Here is a 17,223-nt window from a genome sequence, read left to right on the forward strand (position 1 = left end):
TATCATCTCAACACCGCCACTACGTTTATCTGAGGACAGATTAGCGCTCGCTAATCACCGAGCCGGTCACCTTGTCGCTTAACGCACGCGGGCCACGCGTAACTGCTACAGAGCCGGAACGGACCAATTCCAGCACGCCGTATGGTTCAAGTAAGCCGAGCAGCGCATCGATTTTGCCCTGTGCACCCGTGGCTTCAATCGTCAAAGATTGAGGATGCACATCTACCACGCGTACGCGGAAGAGGTTCACAATTTCCAAAATATCGGAACGATTCGCCTCCGTGGCACCCACCTTGATGAGCACCAGCTCGCGCTCTACCGTGTTGTCCGGATCGAGCTCCACGATTTTGAGCACGTGTAGGAGTTTGTTGAGCTGCTTAATAATCTGCTCTAAAGGCTGAGGCTCCACCATAGCCGTTACCGTAATGCGGGAAATATCCTCACGCTCGGTTGGCGACACGGACAAGGAGTCGATGTTAAAGGAGCGGCGTGCAAACAGGGAGGAGACGCGTGCCAGCACACCCGGCCTGTTTTCTACCAAAACGGAAATCGTGTGGCGAGTAGCTCCGGGTTGCAACGAAAGATTATTGATCACCATTACAGATTCGACCTTTCTGCACGAGCATTTTGTACTGCTTCTTCCGCTTCTGCCTGCTCGCGTGCACTTTGGCTAGCAGCTTCTTCGCGCTGGGTAGCCACATTTTTCAGTGGCTGCACGCCTTGACGGTAATTGACGTAATCGTTGGAATTGCCCGCCGGCACCATTGGCCATACCATGGCGTCCTTCCAGACGCGGAAATCAATCAGCACCGTACGATCGTTAATCGCATTCGCCTTTTCGATAGCCTCCGCGGCTTCTTCCTGGGTCGTCGCGCGCAGTCCCACGCAGCCGTAAGCCTCGGCCAGCTTGACAAAATCAGGCACATCAAAGAATTCTGCAGTGCCCGCATTGCCTGCGTTTTCATCGCCATCATGCAACATAGTCTGCGAGTAATGCTCATCAAAGAACAGTGTCTGCCATTGGCGTACCATGCCGTAGACGGAATTATTTAAAATCGCAATCTTAATCGGGGCGTGCTCTTGGAAGAGCGTCGCCATTTCCTGCGACGTCATTTGGAAGGAGCCATCGCCATCAATCAGCCATACAGGTTTTGCGCCGGCAAATTCGCGCTCGGAAGCGATGCGGGCGCCCAAGGCTGCGGGCAGGCCATATCCCATGGTGCCGGCTCCCGCGGAGGAAAGCCACGAATTCGGATGCTCGAAGTCGACGAGCTGGCTTGCCCACATCTGATGCTGTCCAACGCCGGAGACCCAGATGGTATTGTCTGCGGCTTGGCGTGAGAGTTCCTTCACTACCCATTGAGGAGACAGGCTGCCATCGGTTGGAATATCTTCCTCGCGCTCGTAGTCCGTAGGGTAGTTGTTGCGCAAATTATCGAGGAAATTCCACCAATTCGTCAGATCCACACGACCTTCTGCCTGCTGCAGAGCCGTAATTTCTGGCACGAGCTCATCGAGAACGGCGGAAATATCGCCCACAATAGGCACATCCACTGCGCGATTCTTGCCAATTTCCGCAGGATCGATGTCGATGTGGATGACGCGGGCGCGTGGCGCAAATTCGGCAAGCTTGCCGGTTACACGATCGGAGAAGCGTGCGCCAATGGCGATGAGCAGATCCGAGTTTTGGACAGCGCCCGTGCCGGCAATGGAACCGTGCATGCCTATCATGCCCAGATTGTGCGGATCGCTGTCCGGCACGATACCGCGCGCGTTCAGCGTGGTGACCAGTGGCGCATTTGTGGCTTCCACAAGAGCGCGCAGTTGCTCGGATGCACCCGAACGCATCGCACCGCCGCCCACATACAGCACAGGTCTAAAGGAGTTTTGGATGAGGCGTGCCGCCTGCTGCAGCACCTTGCCATGCGCATGCGTGGTCGGCGAGTAGCCCGGCAAAATCATGCGCTGCGGCCAGGAATAGTACATTTCTTCGGTCTGCGCCGAACGCGTCAAATCGATAACTACAGGTCCCGGGCGCCCCGTGGTGGCGATGTACGCAGCCTCGGTGATAACGCGCGGAATATCCTGCGCATTCGTCACCAAGTACGAGTGCTTGGCGATAGGGTAGGTGATACCGACGGTATCGGTTTCTTGAAAAGCGTCGGTGCCAATTTGGCGTGCGCCCACCTGTCCGGTAATAACGATGAGAGGGACAGAATCCATTTGCGCATTCATGATGGAGGTAATGGTATTCGTCGCTCCAGGGCCGGACGTGACGATGGCTACGCCCACTTTTCCGGTGGCCAACGCATAGCCTTCTGCCGCGTGACCTGCCGCCTGCTCATGGCGCGTCAAAATAAAGCGGAACTTCGTGGCATCGTTAATGGCGTGGTACACCGGCAAAATAGCACCGCCGGGAATGCCAAAGACATCCGTAATGCCCAAGTCTTCCAAAGATCTCACGAGTGCCTGAGCTCCAGTTATTTTTTCGCCTTCAGGCTGCTGTGCTTCTGCGCTTTTCTTCGAAATGGCGCTAAAAGCTTGTAAAGGTGTAGGCAGTGCCATGGAAACCTCTATCTGTGCTTACTGCTGTTTCTCTTCTTAATTCTAGGTGAAGACCAGCGTGAATATGCTTTCGTGATATGCGCCGCTTGTGGCGGTGTGAATTTTATATTAATAGAAGTTCTTATTTTTTGCCGATGATTGTCCGCAATATGTCCAGCGAGCTGTGGGCATCTGCTCATGCATGTGTGAGAGCATACGGTGCGCACGTATTACTGCGCAGAAGCAGTATTGTTTTGGTAGGTGTGGAGTACCTTCCACGCCTGTTCGGCGGCAATCATCTGCGCCTTACGCTTCGTGGAGGCTTCGCCAGTGCCCAAAGGTTGAGAAGCGTCGATACCCAAGGCGTGACTGCGTTCATTGTCTTCCAAACGCGCATGTGCGGTGAAAACCTGAGCAAATTCAGGCCCACCCACTTCCATCTGATAGGTCAGCTCATTAATACCCAATTCATGGGCAATTTTCGTCAGCGATGTCTTCCAGTCCAAGGAAGGACCTTCATGAGAGACTTTTTCGAGGGTGGTGTCAATTAAACGATGCACCGTTTCGCGTGCCGCATCAATGCCATGTTCGATAAAAATAGCGCCAATGAGCGACTCTACGATATCGCACAAAATCGAGTCTTTATCGGCGCCACCATCGTCCGCTTCGCCGTGGCCGAGAAGAATCATCGGACCAACCTGCAAGAAATTGCGGGCAATAGGCGCTAAGGCTTCCTCAGATACCGCTTTGGCGCGAATTTTGGCCATTTTGCCTTCGCTAAAATCCGGATGCTGAGTAAAAAGGCTTTCCGTTACCACGAGTTCGAGGACGGCGTCACCAAGAAATTCCAGACGTTCATAACTTTTTACGCCCTCATGCTCATGCATAAAGGAGCGATGCGTCAGGGCTTCGATCAAATGCTCGGAGGTCAGGTTATGTCCGAGTTTCTTAAAAAGCTGCTCAGCAGAATCCTGAGCTAAATTTTTCCGTCGAATACGTGTGCGCAGTGTTGAAGTCTCTGATTTCTTTCCCATAAGCACATATTGTAAGCATAAGCGTGAACGCTGTTCAGAAACATCTTTGTCCATGGACATCGGAAGAATGGCGCATCACGTGCGTGCCTCGAAAATACGGAGTCCACAGCACCCACGTCGCAGAGCCCGCTGGAATAAAAGAAAAGTCCCCACAACCCGTCGATAGTGGAGACTTTGAATAGTTTTATCGTGGCAACTACTGAGCCAAACCAGCCTTTACAGCAGAACGGTAGTTACGTCCACGGTAGGTGCCGCAGTTAGGGCAAGCCATGTGGGACAATGCTGGAGCGCCGCAGTTTGGGCAGCTAATAGTTGTAGTTGCAGATGCCTTCCAGTTGGAACGGCGAGAGTGCGTATTAGCACGGGAGGTCTTATACTTTGGCAATGCCATTTTGGTTTTCCTCTGTTCGAATCGAATATTTGCTTAAGCCTAGTAGAGTTTAATATAACCTCTCGTCAATCGCAACTTTGAGCCGCAACCTTCACGAAATCGCTTGATTTTTCAGGCTTTAGCACAAGGAACGGAGCTAATTATCAGATTTTTTGGCTGCTTCTGCTTCCAGCTGAGCTTTAAAACCTTCCAACGCGGCCCACTGGATATTCACCTGCTCATGCTGGTGATCTGGATGATCATTGAGCTTGATACCACACTGTGGGCACAGACCCAAGCAGTCCTCACGATCCAGAGGCTGCAAAGGCAAAGCCTGGCTGAGACTATCGCGAATCAAGGCTTCCAAATTCAGATAAATAGACCCCGGATTGAGCGGATAGGTATCCGCCGTTTCATCCTGAGAAGCGATAATATCCACCTCATCATCTTCGTTCGATGCCACGGGAGTGGACTGCTCATAGGTATAGAAGACGACCGGATGCGTGGTCAGCGTTTCATGGATAGGCTCCAGACAGCGCGTGCATTCGCTGTTAAAGGCGGTGCTGATTGTGCCGGTAAATAAAATGCCATCGGCCAAAGATTCCAGCATGCCATTGACGGTTACATCCTGTCCTTCTGGAATGCCTACGATATCGTCGCCAATGCCCGTAGGTGCGGGGACGACGAGCTGGTCTATATCCTGCGTTTTTCCAGCATCCATGGAGAGCTGAGAAATAGAAATGGACCATGGTGTTTCATGTTCACGTGCCATAGAGACACTCCTTCACATTCTGCCTGCGGACAGGCACGAGGAAATCTAGTGTTGTGGATAATCATCCGGCGTAATATGCGGCAAATCTTGCAAGGCTATCTGTTGGCGCTCTTGCAATACCTGCAAGCCCGTATTAATCGAATGACGCAATTCGACGAGCTGATTATCCAAAGCGCGCATAGAATCTGCCGTATAGTCGTTTGCACCCTGGGTGAGCGCATTGGCACGCTCTTGGGCAGTACTCAAAATGGTGCGCGCCTGCTGAGTAGCCAAAGATACTACATTTTCCTGTCCAGCCAAAATGCGCGCCTGCGCGTTTGCATCATTGATAATACCCGAGGACTTCGCCTGTGCGTTGCTAATAATGGCATCCGCCTGACTTTGCGCATTTTCCAAACGGTGTTCTGCTTCGCGCATAAGTGTCGATGCGCGCTCCAGCTGTACCGGCAACACATCCTTGAGCTCTTCAAACAAGGTCAACACTTCTTCACGCTCGACTTTAATTTTCGTGCGTTCAAAAAACAGGGCCGGCGCATTTTGGATGAGGGTATCCAGCTGATCGATAATGTCGTAGGCTGTAGAAAACTGATCTTCTGTGCTCGACGTCGGTGCGCCCTCATTTGCTTCCGGAATATACGCATGCAAAGCGGCCTGCGTCTGAGGAGTGACAGGATTTTCGTCGAATTGATCGCGCGCACTATCGTCCGCATCCTGCGCTGAAACAGTGGCACCCTCGCCCGGCAACGGCGCATTCATCGCATCCGGCAACGCAGCAGGGGCGCCGGCACTGGTTTGCGACTGTGAAAAATCGAAATTCGTGGGCACATCCTGCACATAATCAGCCTGCGCTACCTCCGCGGAGCCCGTATCGTCATCGTCAAAGCGAGCATCAGGATCATAATCAAAAGCCTCAGGCATTATTTCTTCTCCTCACTAACTGCGTGAATAAGAGCATCGTATACAGAGTGCGGCACCATACCCGTAATGTCGCCGCCGTGGCGTGCTACATCCTTGACGATGGAGCTAGAGATGTGCTCCAAAATAGGATCGGCGGGGATAAACATGGTTTCTACACCGGAAAGCTTGCGATTAACTAAAGCCATGCCCAGCTCTGCCTCGTAATCACCATTTTGGCGCAAACCCTTTACGATAAGCGTAGCACCCACTTCGGTGCAATACTCCGTGATCAGCCCATCTGTGCTGGCTACCACTACATTGGTTATGCCGTCAGCGTGAAGCGCCTGAGTTATCATATCTTTACGCTCTTGCTCGGAAAACATCGGCTTTTTAGCGGCATTAATAGCCACGACCACGTGGACTTGCTTAAAAAGTTTGGCGCATCTTTCAATGACGTCAAGGTGACCCGATGTAACGGGGTCGAAAGAGCCAGGACATACAGCAATTGTCATTCTTTAAGATTAGCTCAATGACTAGAATGGGCATACGGAAGATACACGTTGGAAGTGTTCCATCCCATGGGATACAGAAAAGAGGAATCATGTTTGACGAAAATCAGCCAGGCTTTGCCCAGCCGGATTCTGGCAACGGTGCAGGCACCTCCACCCTGGAACGTACAGAAACTATCACGCAAGAGGACACTCAGCTGAAAGATAATTCCGATTCGGAACGTTACGCTCACTATGTCTCCAAAGAAAAAATGGAGCAGTCTCGCCTTACGGGCAAGCCTGTGGTTGCCTTGTGCGGCAAGGTGTGGGTGCCAAAGCGTAATCCTGATGGGTATCCAGTCTGCCCAGACTGCAAGAAAATCTATGAGCAGATGATGCGTTAAACAGCGCAAACAGCAAACATGAGGGGGAATGCACACAACGCGCATTCCCCCTCATGTTGTATAGAGCCGAAATTAAGAAATCGTCAGCACTTCCGTAAGAATAGCAGGCTCGCCATCCATCAGGGACAACGCATTGACTGGCAGCTCATTCAAAGCCTGCGTATGATAATCACGGGCCTCAAACAAGGCTTCCTGGCTCATCAAATGCTCGTCTATGCTACCGTGATCGATAGCCACGATGCTCAAATCCTTAAACTCGCTAAAACGCTCATCCTTCCAGGTGGTCAGATCTGCCTGAGAGCCGGCTACGACCAACTCGCCCTGAGCCAAGCCATACTCATACACGCGCACCGGACGCTTGCGCCAGCCATCTGTGGACTTGCCGAAGCTCTTCTTCGCCACCGGATGCATAGCACCATCCGAGCCTTCACGCTCCACGAGCTTATAAACCATGGATGTGGTGGGATGACCCGAACCTGTAACCAAACGCGTGCCCACGCCATACGAATCCACAGGAGCCGTCGCCAAAGCGGCGATAGCATACTCGTCCAAATCATTGGTGACGGTAATCTTCGTCTTTGTTGCACCCAAAGCATCCAGCTGATGGCGCGCCTTCTGCGCCATCGAAGCCAAATCGCCCGAATCGATGCGGATACCACCCAAATCTGTGCCTGCCACCTCAACTGCGGTACGAATTGCCTCGTCGACATTGTAGGTGTCTGTCAGCACCGTGGTGCCCACGCCCAAAGCCTGAATCTGTGACTCGAAGGCATCGCGTTCATTGTCATGCACCAAGGTAAACGCATGAGCCGCCGTGCCAATGCAAGGTATGCCGTAGAGCTTTGCGGCAGCCAAATTAGCCGTGCTCACAAAGCCGCCCACCACGGCGCTACGGCTGGCCGCCACAGCAGCACCTTCGTGTGCGCGACGTCCGCCCATATCCGCACACGGACGGTTGCCCGCGGCAGATGTAATACGAGAAGCAGCAGAGGCTACGGCACAGTCATAATTCAGCACGCTCAGGATAATCGTTTCCAACACGGTGCACTCCGCAAAAGTGCCCTCCACCTGCAGCACAGGCGAGTTGGCAAAGAACATTTCGCCCTCACGATACGCACGAATGGTGCCAGAAAAATGATAATTTTCCAACCATTGAATCGTCTGCTCGGAGACGATCTTATGGTCGCGCATAAAAGCTAAATCATCCTCAGATGGACGAAAATCCTTAATATACTGGAGCAAACGTCCCAAACCCGCAACCACACCATAGCGGCGGCCGGTCGGCAAGTGACGCGTAAATACCTCAAAAACACATTGGCGGTTCGCAGTGCCATCGCGAAGAGCAGCATCCACCATTGTGTATTCATACATATCAGTGAGCAATGCAGCTGAATGCATAATCAACTTCTCTCTATATTTGTGCAGGCTTTGAAAGGGAATTAACGACTGCGCTTAAAACGAGGCGCATTCGCCACCGTACCCGTCAATGGAGTACGCTGAGGCAAAGCCTTGTCAACAATTACAATAATAAGCGCAAGTACGAAGAAAAGTCCCAGATAGATACCGCAATTGATCACAAACTGATTCAATCCCAATTTATCGAGGTTGATAAAACCATAAGGATACGGACTACCGTCTGACGCAGGACCGGTGGCATGGAAGACCAACGCACGCACCAATACAAAAGCCAAATACACCGGGAAATAAATCAGCCACGTCAACGCATAACTCCACGAAAAACGACGATGCTCGTCAAAAAGCAGAAAATCAATCGATGCCATAATCGGCACAATAATATGCACCATCGTGGTTGAAGCCATACCCCAGATATATGTTTCCGTAGCCGGATCCGCCGGCGGCAGCACCAGCCACGCCACGAGACCCGTGATAATAATATTGAGCGTCAATCCGCCCTTCAGCCACGCAGGAGGCTGCACACCTCGCAAAATACTGGCAAAACCCGCCCAAATAAATGTAATAGCTATCAACAAATTCGTCTGATGCGTAAAATACACCAAGTTTTGAGACTGTCCAAACATCCAAGTTTGAGACGTACCCGCCAACGCAAAAGCAGCCGTCAGAAAACGAAAAATCGCAACAATAAAAGTCATGCATCCCACTGTAATGGGGACAATAGGCAAACGCAGACTCCTCCAAAAAATACAGAAAGTCAAGCCTCCTTATTTAGCGCAGACCTACAAAAGCGTGCGATAAATGAGGATAATCGCCCAAAAGTCAAGCGTTCAACCGCATGAAAAACCCAACAACCGAGTACCATAGCAACTATGGATATAAACGCACAGAACCCTGAAAATAGTAATAATGCATCGTCAACCCTCATTCGCGCAGACGGCCGCCACGTCGACGAACTGCGCCCCGTCACCATCCAACGCGGATGGACTCAAAACCCAGAAGGCTCCGTGCTCATTCAATGCGGAAACACACGCGTCCTGTGCACCGCTAGCTTTACCCCGAGCGTGCCACGCTGGCGCAAAGACTCCGGCAAAGGCTGGGTCACCGCAGAATATGCCATGATTCCACGTGCCACCTCCGAACGCACCGACCGCGAATCTGTACGCGGCAAAGTCGGCGGGCGCACTCACGAAATCAGTCGCCTTATCGGCCGCGTACTGCGCGGCATCGTCGATATGGAAGCCCTTGGCGAAAACATGATCCAAATCGACTGCGATGTCCTCCAAGCAGACGGCGGCACTCGCACCACTTCCATCACCGGCGCCTACATCGCGCTCGCGGATGCCATTGCGTGGGCGAAGGATCAAGGACACATCCCTGCGCACAAGAAGGTGCTCACTGATCAGGTTTCTGCCGTATCCGTAGGCGTGATTGATGGTACGCCTATGCTGGATTTGCCGTATGTAGAGGATTCGCGCGCGCAAACGGATATGAATGTGGCGATGACGGGCTCCGGTAATTTCATTGAAATCCAGGGCACGGCCGAGGGAGCGCCTTATAGTCGTGAAACCTTGAATATTTTGCTGGACCTCGCGCAAAAGGGCAATGAAGAATTGCAAAGCTTCCAGCGTCAGGCCTTGGGCGAGGTTTCGTATCAGGGTTAAGCTGGCTGGAGACAATGGCGTATGCCACAGGTAATAACGTGGACATCTACGCAGGTATCGACACAGTTATCTACTCAGCTATCTACTCAGTTATCTACACAGGGAGATTCGTATGGTTCAACGCGTGGTCGTAGCAACGCATAATGCGGGAAAGGTGCGCGAAATTGAGCGCATTATTCATGAGGCGGTGGGCGGCAAGCTTTTCGAGTTTGTCACCTCGGGTGAGCTGAATTTGCCGGATCCCGTAGAAACAGGCACGACTTTTCAGGATAACGCCCTGCTTAAGGCGCGCGATGCGGCTCAACGTACGGGTTTGCCGGCAATTGCAGATGATTCCGGGCTTATCGTAGATATTTTGGGCAATGCGCCGGGTATTTTGTCTGCGCGCTGGTCAGGCGTGCACGGCGATGATAAAGCCAATAATGCCTTGCTTTTAGCTCAGCTCAGCGATATCCCGGATGAGGCGCGCGGAGCCCGATTCCGCTGTGCGGCGGCTTTGGTTATCCCGGCGGCTGTGCTCGGCACGGACACGGATAGGGAAGTCGTGGAAATTGGGGATATGGAAGGCATGCTTATCCGTGAGGAGCGCGGGGAACAGGGATTTGGGTATGATCCGCTTTTCATTCCGCGTGAGCAAGAGGGACATTTGACATCGGCGCAGATGTCGGCTGAGCAGAAAAACAGTATTTCGCATCGCGGCAAAGCGTTGCGTGCTTTGGCTCCGCATTTTAGTCAGATACCTGTAGCGTAGCAGAAGAGTTTGCATAAACCTGTGCACACATAAAGGTTGGGGAGAAGGCGTCCAGTCATCTCACCAACCTTTATGTATATGAGCCTTACGAAAACCTAGGCAATCTTATGTCTAAAGCTCCAGTTGCCAATCTTTTCATCATCGCGTTCTAAGGTTCGTTCTGCGAACTCATCAAAGCCATTTTTCGTATAGAATTTGCGATTGGCTTGAGTATTCGTAATCAAGGTAAGCTCCTTGCCGGAATTTTCCTTGACATAGGGGATTAGGCAGTCCTTAATCATGGAGCTTCCTAAACCGGCACCCTTCATGGACGGGTCCACGGCCAGTTTTTCAAGGTACCACGCGTTTGGATACTCGCGTGCACAGTCTTCGTGTGCTTCTTCAGAAATGCTAAAGAAATTGAGAATCTTAGAAAACCCCACGGGGAAAACAAGACTTGTAGCGCCTGCCTTAATGTAATCCCAAATGCCAACGCGCTTGGCGCGAGGATCTTGCAAAAGCGCGGTGGAGACGATTTTGCCATCCTTTACACCCACGAAGCATTTATGCTGCTGCATATTCGCCTTCGTGTGGATACGATGTAATTTTTCCATGTAGTCGAAATAAGCATCATCGCGCTGAAAAGAGTTCAAAAATGCGAAATCAAAAAATGGGTAATTTCCGAAAGACTGTGCGGATAATTTAGCGATGTAGGGGATTTCTGCTGCTGTGGCTTCACGGTAAGTAATCATTGAGTTTTTCTCCGGAGGACTGATTCGAGGTTGGGCATGTGTTAATCGGTGTACTGCTCTTGGTCTCTCAATGTGCTTACAACCTTGAGAAAGTGTGTAACGGAAAGTTACTGCTGCGAGGAGAATCATGCGTGATACATATAGATGTCACGCGTTCTCTGTCTGTCGGTTTTAGCGCTCAGCACTTTCCTGCACTGGTATCACAGCTTAGCATAGAGTCATTAACGAGTAAGGGCCAAAGCGAACAGCCAGAAACTACGAAGCTCATGGTCGAGGATCTTTTCACTGCGGTCACGAGCGGGCTATTTTTTTGTGCAATCCCTGCATATTCAGCGCATGAGCAAAGCATAAATCTCACGTATAGGGAAATAACAGCCAGATTCAGCGCTGCAAGAGTGGGTGGAAAGCGCGACATCATTCATCTTTAAGCGAAAGCCTGAGCATTCAAGGTGAATCGTGCGCGAGAAGGGACTTGAACCCTCACTCCATAGGAACAGGAACCTAAATCCTGCGCGTCTACCAATTCCGCCACTCGCGCAAAAGCGTTCATTGAATGAAGTCATATGAAACGCTAGAAGATACAGAGCCACTTGCCGGAATCGGACCGGCGACCTTCTCATTACGAGTGAGACGCTCTACCAACTGAGCTAAAGTGGCAATACGGTTAGAAGAACCATACGAAATAAAGATTGTAGCATAAGTTCGCGAATGACACTCATAAAATAATCGACAATGTTATTTTCGGATTAAATACGACCTAAATGATAACGTTTGCAAAGGGTGAAGAGTGTCGCTCTCTCTAGGCAACTTAACGGATGAGCAATTTTCCGACAAACTTCAGGATTTGCTCGCCTATTACCAAGCATGCGTGTCCTTTTCGCCTACTATCGTTGTATTTCAGTACGACAAAGACGTACACGTATTGGTATGAAAGGACCGGCAATGGCCATCAATCCACCTATTGATGCAACCCAGACACCAGCTTGGGCTGCATTGCAGAATCACTTCAATCAGTTGCAGTCCGAAGGCATCAACCTTCGCCAGTGGTTTGCGGAAGACCCAAACCGTACAGCAAGCCTGAGCTTCGAAGCTGGAGACTTGCACTTCGATTTGTCCAAGAACCTCATCAAGCCAGAAACTTTGCAACTTTTTGCTAATTTGGCAAAGGATGTCAAGCTCGAGGAGCGCATTCAGCAGCAGTACACAGGTGTACACATCAACAACACTGAGGATCGCGCCGTACTTCACACCGCATTGCGTCGTCCAGTATCCGATGAAGGCAAGTTCATCGTAGACGGTCAGGACACCGTAAAGGATGTGCACGAAGTTCTCGATCGCATTTACGCTTTCGCCAACAAGGTACGCTCCGGTGAGTGGACAGGCGTAACCGGCAAGAAGATCGATACCGTTGTCAACATCGGCATCGGCGGCTCCGATTTGGGTCCAGTCATGGTATACGAAGCCTTGAAGGCATACAATGATGCGGGCATTACGGCTCGTTACGTATCCAATATCGACCCTAACGATATGGCAGAAAAGCTCAAGGGTATCAACCCTGAAACCACACTCTTCATCGTGGTATCCAAGACCTTCACCACTTTGGAAACCTTGACTAACGCACGTTCTGCGCGTACGTGGTTGCTCGAGACCTTGAAGGAGCAGGGCGCTATCGACGGCTCTGACGAAAAGAACGCCGAAGCAGTAGCCAAGCACTTCATCGCTGTCTCCACCGCCTTGGACAAGGTCGCAGAATTCGGCATTGATCCAAACAACGCATTCGGCTTCTGGAACTGGGTGGGCGGTCGCTACTCCGTAGATTCCGCAGTAGGCACCTCCATCGCCATCGTATACGGTCCAGAACGTTTCGAAGACTTCTTGCGCGGTTTCCACGCCATCGATGAATACTTCGCAAACACACCAATGGAGCAGAACGTCGTTGCGCTTATGGGCTTGATGAACGTCTGGTATGTCAACTTCTTCGGTGCCCATTCCCACGCCGTACTGCCATACAACCAGTACCTGCATCGTTTCGCGGCTTACCTGCAGCAGCTGACTATGGAATCCAACGGTAAGTCCGTACGCTGGGATGGCACTCCTGTGACCACACAGACCGGTGAAATCTTCTGGGGCGAGCCAGGTACCAACGGTCAGCACGCCTTCTACCAGTTAATCCACCAGGGCACCCGCCTGATTCCTGCAGACTTCATCGCCTTCGCCAACACGCCAAACGCCACAAAGGATGGCGACCAGGACGTACACGAGCTGTTCTTGGCAAACTACTTGGCACAGACCAAGGCTTTGGCCTTCGGTAAGACCGCAGACGAAGTCCGCGCAGAAGGTACAGACGAGGCTATCGTTCCAGCACGCGTCTTCACTGGAAACCGCCCAACCACTTCTATTTTGGGTGACACCTTGTCTCCATTTGCGGTGGGTGAATTGATTGCACTCTACGAGCACATCACCTTGGTAGAAGGCACCGTATGGGGTCTCGATTCCTACGATCAGTGGGGTGTAGAGCTCGGTAAGGTACTCGCAAAGCAGATTGCTCCTGCTATTTCGCAGGACGATGCCGCTTTGGCACAGCAGGATCAGTCCACACAGGCACTGATTAACTTCTACCGTGCACATCGTCACTAAAGCATTATTTACGCTCAGTAGGCTTAAATAAAGCAATATCTCTGGTTCTTGTACTACACTAAAAACAGTACAAGAACCAGATTTTTTTTATGCCTGGTTGTTGTGCTTTCCTGCGCACATGCGCGAAAAACTTCGCGGAAAAATGTAATTAAAAAGAAAAAATAACACACACAATGGTGCTTTTACGCTATGTTGCGCTTGTATTCGTCCATAAAGTGCCGTATAGTTTTACTTCAGTTCGTTTACATATTAACGAAATTTCAACGTAGATACTTTTCCCTCATGATAATAGTCTTGTGGACTGTGTGAGTTGGATTGTTTTTTACACACGAAAGGTCACACACGTGGCAAATACAAATCTTGCTGATATGAAGTTAGCTGAATTGCGTAATATCGCAAAACAGATGATGCTTCGCGGAACATCTACCATGCGCAAATCTGAGCTTATTGACACGATTGAAAAAGCTCGAAGCGGCGGTGAAGCACCTGCGGGCGTTACCGTAGCAACAGTCGAAGCACCTGTTTCCAACGCAACTTCATCATCAGACACCCCAAACACATCCGCAGCAGACAGCGCTGCTATTACGCTGGAACTGCCAGAAGTGAAGCCGGAGATGCGAAAAAGGTCTCGCGCGGCCAAGAGCACAGCGGATCGTGCGGATCAGGACAGACAAACTTCAGCGGCTCCTGCGAAAAAGCCGCTCATCGATTTAGGTCTGGAATTACCTGTGCGCTCGCGCCGTAAGACGCAGCCATTGAGCGAAGAAGAGCAGGCCGAACGCGAGGCTTCTCGCCATCAGACCAAGGCAGATTTGGACGATATCCTTTCTGCACTTCCGGATCGTTCCGAGCGTGAACGTGCTGAAAATATTGCACAATCTGCCGCACAGCGTGAGCAGCACTCCGCCTCACATGCGGATCGTCGCAACCGCTTGTCACGCGGAGAGCGTCAACGTTTGGATGATGAGACAGAAAAAACAGAGCGCAGAACGCGCCGCAATCACGATGATGCGGCGCAGGATGACAGCTACGATGATAGTGCCGATGAGCGTACAGAGCGTGGCAATCGCAACCATCGTCGCGGTCGCGAAGATCGTGCAGATCGCAATGATCGCAACGCGCGCACCAACCGTCGCGGACATGCAGAAAATGACGATAACGACCAGACCGCACACGAAGAGCCAGTCGACGAGCTGATTCCAGTAGCGGGTGTAGTCGATATCCTCGACTCCTACGCCTTCGTGCGCACCTCCGGATACCTGCCAGGACCAAATGACGTCTACGTCTCCATTGGTCAGGTCAAGAAGTACGGTCTGCGCAAGGGCGATGCTGTGCGCGGCTTTATCAAGGCAAACCGTGACGGCGACCGCCGCAGCCAGCGCCAAAAATTCGTACCATTGCAGTCCATCGAGACGATTAATGGTCTTAGCTTGGAAGAAGCATCTCAGCGTCCACAGTTTGCAAAGCTCACACCTTTGTATCCTCAGGAACGTTTGAAGATGGAAACCACGCCACAGCGCATGGTGGGACGCATTATCGACATCGTCTCCCCAATCGGCAAGGGACAACGTGGCTTAATCGTCTCCCCTCCAAAGGCCGGTAAGACGATTACCCTGCAAAATATTGCAAATTCGATTACTGCCAACAATCCAGAAGTGCATTTGATGGTAGTTCTGGTCGATGAACGTCCAGAAGAAGTCACTGACATGGAACGCACCGTGCAGGGCGAAATCATTGCATCGACCTTCGACCGTCCAGCCAGCGACCACACGATTGTGGCAGAATTGGCCATCGAGCGTGCAAAGCGTTTGGTAGAGCTGGGGCAGGATGTCGTCGTGCTGCTGGACTCCATGACGCGTTTGGCGCGCGCCTACAATATTGCAGCGCCTGCTTCGGGACGTATTCTTTCTGGTGGTGTGGATGCGCAGGCGTTGTATCCACCAAAGAAGTTCTTCGGTGCTGCACGCAATATTGAAAATGGCGGATCTTTGACCATTATCTCTTCTGCCTTGGTGGAAACAGGTTCGAAGATGGATGAAGTCATCTTCGAAGAGTTCAAAGGTACTGGCAATATGGAATTGCGTCTTTCTCGCGAATTGTCTGAGAAGCGTCTCTTCCCAGCTATCGATATCAATGCCTCCTCCACCCGTCGTGAGGAGCTCATTACCGACCCTGCGGAAATGGCCATTATTTACCGCCTGCGCCGCGCTTTGGGCGGTTTGGAGCCGGAGGCTTCCTACCAGCAGCTGGTGGGTCGATTGAAGAAGACCCAGACAAACGCGGAATTCTTGCGCATGATGGCACAGGGAAACTAATAGCGCAAGGAAACTAAGCACAGAAATAAAGCAGCGTTTAGCGTCTCACAATAAAGGCAGTTCACATGGAAACACACATGCGAACTGCCTTTTTTATACAATAATGGGGAAGAATGCTGATATGAACGTACGCTTGTTATGAACGTACGCTGGAGGCTTGAGATGACAGATTACAACAATACAGAAATTTCATCCGCACACCTGAACACCGATACCTCGGATGTTGTCGCACAGGCCACACGAGGCATCGAAGAATTACGCACACGCATCGATGGAATCGACGACCAGATTATACTGCTCCTAGCCCAGCGTTTTCAAGCCACCGAAAAAGTCGGAGAACTCAAGGCAGCAGCCGGCTTTGCGGCGCTGGACGCGACGCGCGAAGCCCACCAGTTGGAACGCATGAGCGCGCTCGCGGAAGCCCACGGTTTGAAAGTCAGCATAGCGCATGCGTACCGTGATTTCGTGGTAACGCAGTCGAAAAAACGTCACGAAGAAATCGCTGAGCAGGCACAGTAAGCCACCTAACCGACGCTTATTTGCGCATATTCCACGCCATATCCCAGAAGGCCAGTTCATAGCGGGAGCAGGCTACAAAAATATCTTCCACATGCTGGAGCTGCTGCTCCGTATAATGCTCCGTAAGCTGATCCATGGCCTCCATTAACGGCTTATTGCCCGCAGCATACTCATCCGAGGCGTATCCGCGCACCCATTCACCAAACAGCTCGTGCTGCTCGGCTTGCGGATGATTGCGCACGATTTCACGTGCAATAACCTCGTAACTATACGCACACGAGAGCACGGCCGCAACGATTTCGGCCTCGCTATCCTCGTAGGCTACGCGCAGCATATACGAGGTGTAGGAGAGATTATCCAACGCACGTGGGGTAGCGTTCAATGCTTCACGTGAAACATTAAAGGTATGCAAATATCCGCGATGAATATTCATTTCTTCCTCAGTCAGCGCTGCCACAGAGTGCGAAAAGATACTTAAAGTATCGATGCTGTGGGACTTAGCAATCCCTAGAGCAAACACCTTCAGGTATTCGTCCAGATACAAATAATCCTGGATAATGTAATACTTGAACTTGTCCGCATCCAGACTGCCATCTGCAATGCCTTGCACAAAAGGATGTGTGTGATACTGTGCCCAAATATCCTGCGTGGCTGTGAGTAAACGTTGCGTAGTAGACATGGTGG

The 17,223-nt window shown here is 51.4% G+C and carries 17 protein-coding genes and 2 tRNA genes; 6 read left to right on the forward strand and 13 right to left on the reverse strand.

Annotation, left to right across the window (positions count from 1 at the left end):
* Window positions 1-40: 40 nt before the first annotated feature.
* From ilvN to coaD, 7 genes are all read right to left on the reverse strand, one after another.
* Window positions 41-598, reverse strand: coding sequence for an acetolactate synthase small subunit (gene ilvN, locus D570_RS0101245; RefSeq protein ID WP_018142589.1), 558 nt, complete (start codon window positions 596-598; stop codon window positions 41-43).
* Entirely contained in the window at window positions 598-2,565 is a 1,968-nt protein-coding gene (locus D570_RS0101250; RefSeq protein WP_018142590.1) for an acetolactate synthase large subunit, read from the reverse strand. The genes ilvN and D570_RS0101250 overlap by 1 nt, the downstream gene beginning before the upstream one ends.
* 209 nt (window positions 2,566-2,774) lie before the next feature.
* Window positions 2,775-3,578, reverse strand: coding sequence for a ribonuclease III (rnc, locus tag D570_RS0101255; protein ID WP_051067166.1), 804 nt, complete (start codon window positions 3,576-3,578; stop codon window positions 2,775-2,777).
* 196 nt (window positions 3,579-3,774) lie between these two features.
* Window positions 3,775-3,969, reverse strand: a complete 195-nt coding sequence (gene rpmF / locus D570_RS0101260; RefSeq protein WP_018142592.1) for a 50S ribosomal protein L32 — start codon at window positions 3,967-3,969, stop codon at window positions 3,775-3,777.
* A 136-nt stretch (window positions 3,970-4,105) separates the two neighbouring features.
* Window positions 4,106-4,720 carry a YceD family protein gene (locus D570_RS0101265; RefSeq protein WP_018142593.1) on the reverse strand — a complete coding sequence of 205 codons (615 nt, stop codon included), beginning with the start codon at window positions 4,718-4,720 and terminating at the stop codon, window positions 4,106-4,108.
* A 45-nt stretch (window positions 4,721-4,765) separates the two neighbouring features.
* Complete coding sequence (locus tag D570_RS0101270; protein WP_018142594.1) at window positions 4,766-5,638, reverse strand: hypothetical protein; 873 nt, start codon at window positions 5,636-5,638, stop codon at window positions 4,766-4,768.
* A complete protein-coding gene (gene coaD / locus D570_RS0101275) occupies window positions 5,638-6,129 on the reverse strand; it encodes a pantetheine-phosphate adenylyltransferase (RefSeq protein WP_026181757.1) in 492 nt (163 codons plus the stop codon). The genes D570_RS0101270 and coaD overlap by 1 nt, the downstream gene beginning before the upstream one ends.
* An 89-nt stretch (window positions 6,130-6,218) precedes the next feature.
* On the opposite strand from coaD, the gene D570_RS0101280 reads away from it, so the two are divergent.
* Window positions 6,219-6,509 carry a DUF3039 domain-containing protein gene (locus D570_RS0101280; RefSeq protein WP_018142596.1) on the forward strand — a complete coding sequence of 97 codons (291 nt, stop codon included), beginning with the start codon at window positions 6,219-6,221 and terminating at the stop codon, window positions 6,507-6,509.
* Between the two features lie 72 nt (window positions 6,510-6,581).
* Here D570_RS0101280 and D570_RS0101285 read toward each other — a convergent pair whose 3' ends face one another.
* Both D570_RS0101285 and D570_RS08145 read right to left on the reverse strand, forming a co-directional pair.
* A complete protein-coding gene (locus D570_RS0101285; RefSeq protein ID WP_026181759.1) occupies window positions 6,582-7,913 on the reverse strand; it encodes a nicotinate phosphoribosyltransferase in 1,332 nt (443 codons plus the stop codon).
* A 35-nt stretch (window positions 7,914-7,948) separates the two neighbouring features.
* Window positions 7,949-8,620 carry a Pr6Pr family membrane protein gene (locus tag D570_RS08145; RefSeq protein ID WP_033376749.1) on the reverse strand — a complete coding sequence of 224 codons (672 nt, stop codon included), beginning with the start codon at window positions 8,618-8,620 and terminating at the stop codon, window positions 7,949-7,951.
* A 174-nt stretch (window positions 8,621-8,794) separates the two neighbouring features.
* Here D570_RS08145 and rph point away from each other — a divergent pair, with 174 nt between their 5' ends.
* Both rph and rdgB read left to right on the forward strand, forming a co-directional pair.
* Window positions 8,795-9,586 carry a ribonuclease PH gene (gene rph, locus D570_RS0101295; RefSeq protein ID WP_018142599.1) on the forward strand — a complete coding sequence of 264 codons (792 nt, stop codon included), beginning with the start codon at window positions 8,795-8,797 and terminating at the stop codon, window positions 9,584-9,586.
* A gap of 112 nt (window positions 9,587-9,698) precedes the next feature.
* Entirely contained in the window at window positions 9,699-10,337 is a 639-nt protein-coding gene (rdgB, locus tag D570_RS0101300) for an RdgB/HAM1 family non-canonical purine NTP pyrophosphatase (RefSeq protein WP_018142600.1), read from the forward strand.
* 95 nt (window positions 10,338-10,432) lie between these two features.
* Here rdgB and D570_RS0101305 read toward each other — a convergent pair whose 3' ends face one another.
* From D570_RS0101305 to D570_RS0101320, 3 genes are all read right to left on the reverse strand, one after another.
* Window positions 10,433-11,068 (reverse strand): GNAT family N-acetyltransferase, encoded by a 636-nt coding sequence (locus D570_RS0101305; protein ID WP_018142601.1) that lies wholly within the window; start codon window positions 11,066-11,068, stop codon window positions 10,433-10,435.
* Window positions 11,069-11,525: 457 nt separating this feature from the next.
* Window positions 11,526-11,606: transfer RNA gene (locus D570_RS0101315), tRNA-Leu, on the reverse strand.
* Window positions 11,607-11,652: 46 nt separating this feature from the next.
* Window positions 11,653-11,725, reverse strand: a tRNA-Thr gene (locus tag D570_RS0101320).
* A 285-nt stretch (window positions 11,726-12,010) separates the two neighbouring features.
* Between D570_RS0101320 and pgi the strand changes: the two genes are divergently transcribed.
* The 3 genes from pgi to D570_RS0101335 all read left to right on the forward strand — a co-directional run bounded on the left by pgi (window position 12,011) and on the right by D570_RS0101335 (window position 16,539).
* A complete protein-coding gene (pgi, locus tag D570_RS0101325; RefSeq protein WP_018142603.1) occupies window positions 12,011-13,705 on the forward strand; it encodes a glucose-6-phosphate isomerase in 1,695 nt (564 codons plus the stop codon).
* Window positions 13,706-14,073: 368 nt separating this feature from the next.
* The gene (rho, locus tag D570_RS0101330) at window positions 14,074-16,020 is read left to right on the forward strand and encodes a transcription termination factor Rho (protein ID WP_033376753.1); all 1,947 of its coding nucleotides are present in this window, start codon (window positions 14,074-14,076) and stop codon (window positions 16,018-16,020) included.
* A 162-nt stretch (window positions 16,021-16,182) separates the two neighbouring features.
* Window positions 16,183-16,539, forward strand: a complete 357-nt coding sequence (locus D570_RS0101335) for a chorismate mutase (protein ID WP_018142605.1) — start codon at window positions 16,183-16,185, stop codon at window positions 16,537-16,539.
* A 16-nt stretch (window positions 16,540-16,555) separates the two neighbouring features.
* Here D570_RS0101335 and tenA read toward each other — a convergent pair whose 3' ends face one another.
* Entirely contained in the window at window positions 16,556-17,218 is a 663-nt protein-coding gene (gene tenA / locus D570_RS0101340) for a thiaminase II (protein ID WP_018142606.1), read from the reverse strand.
* Between the last annotated feature and the right edge of the window lie 5 nt (window positions 17,219-17,223).

Origin of the sequence: Alloscardovia criceti DSM 17774, assembly GCF_000376885.1 — a bacterium.
Classification (GTDB): Bacteria; Actinomycetota; Actinomycetes; order Actinomycetales; family Bifidobacteriaceae; genus Alloscardovia; species Alloscardovia criceti.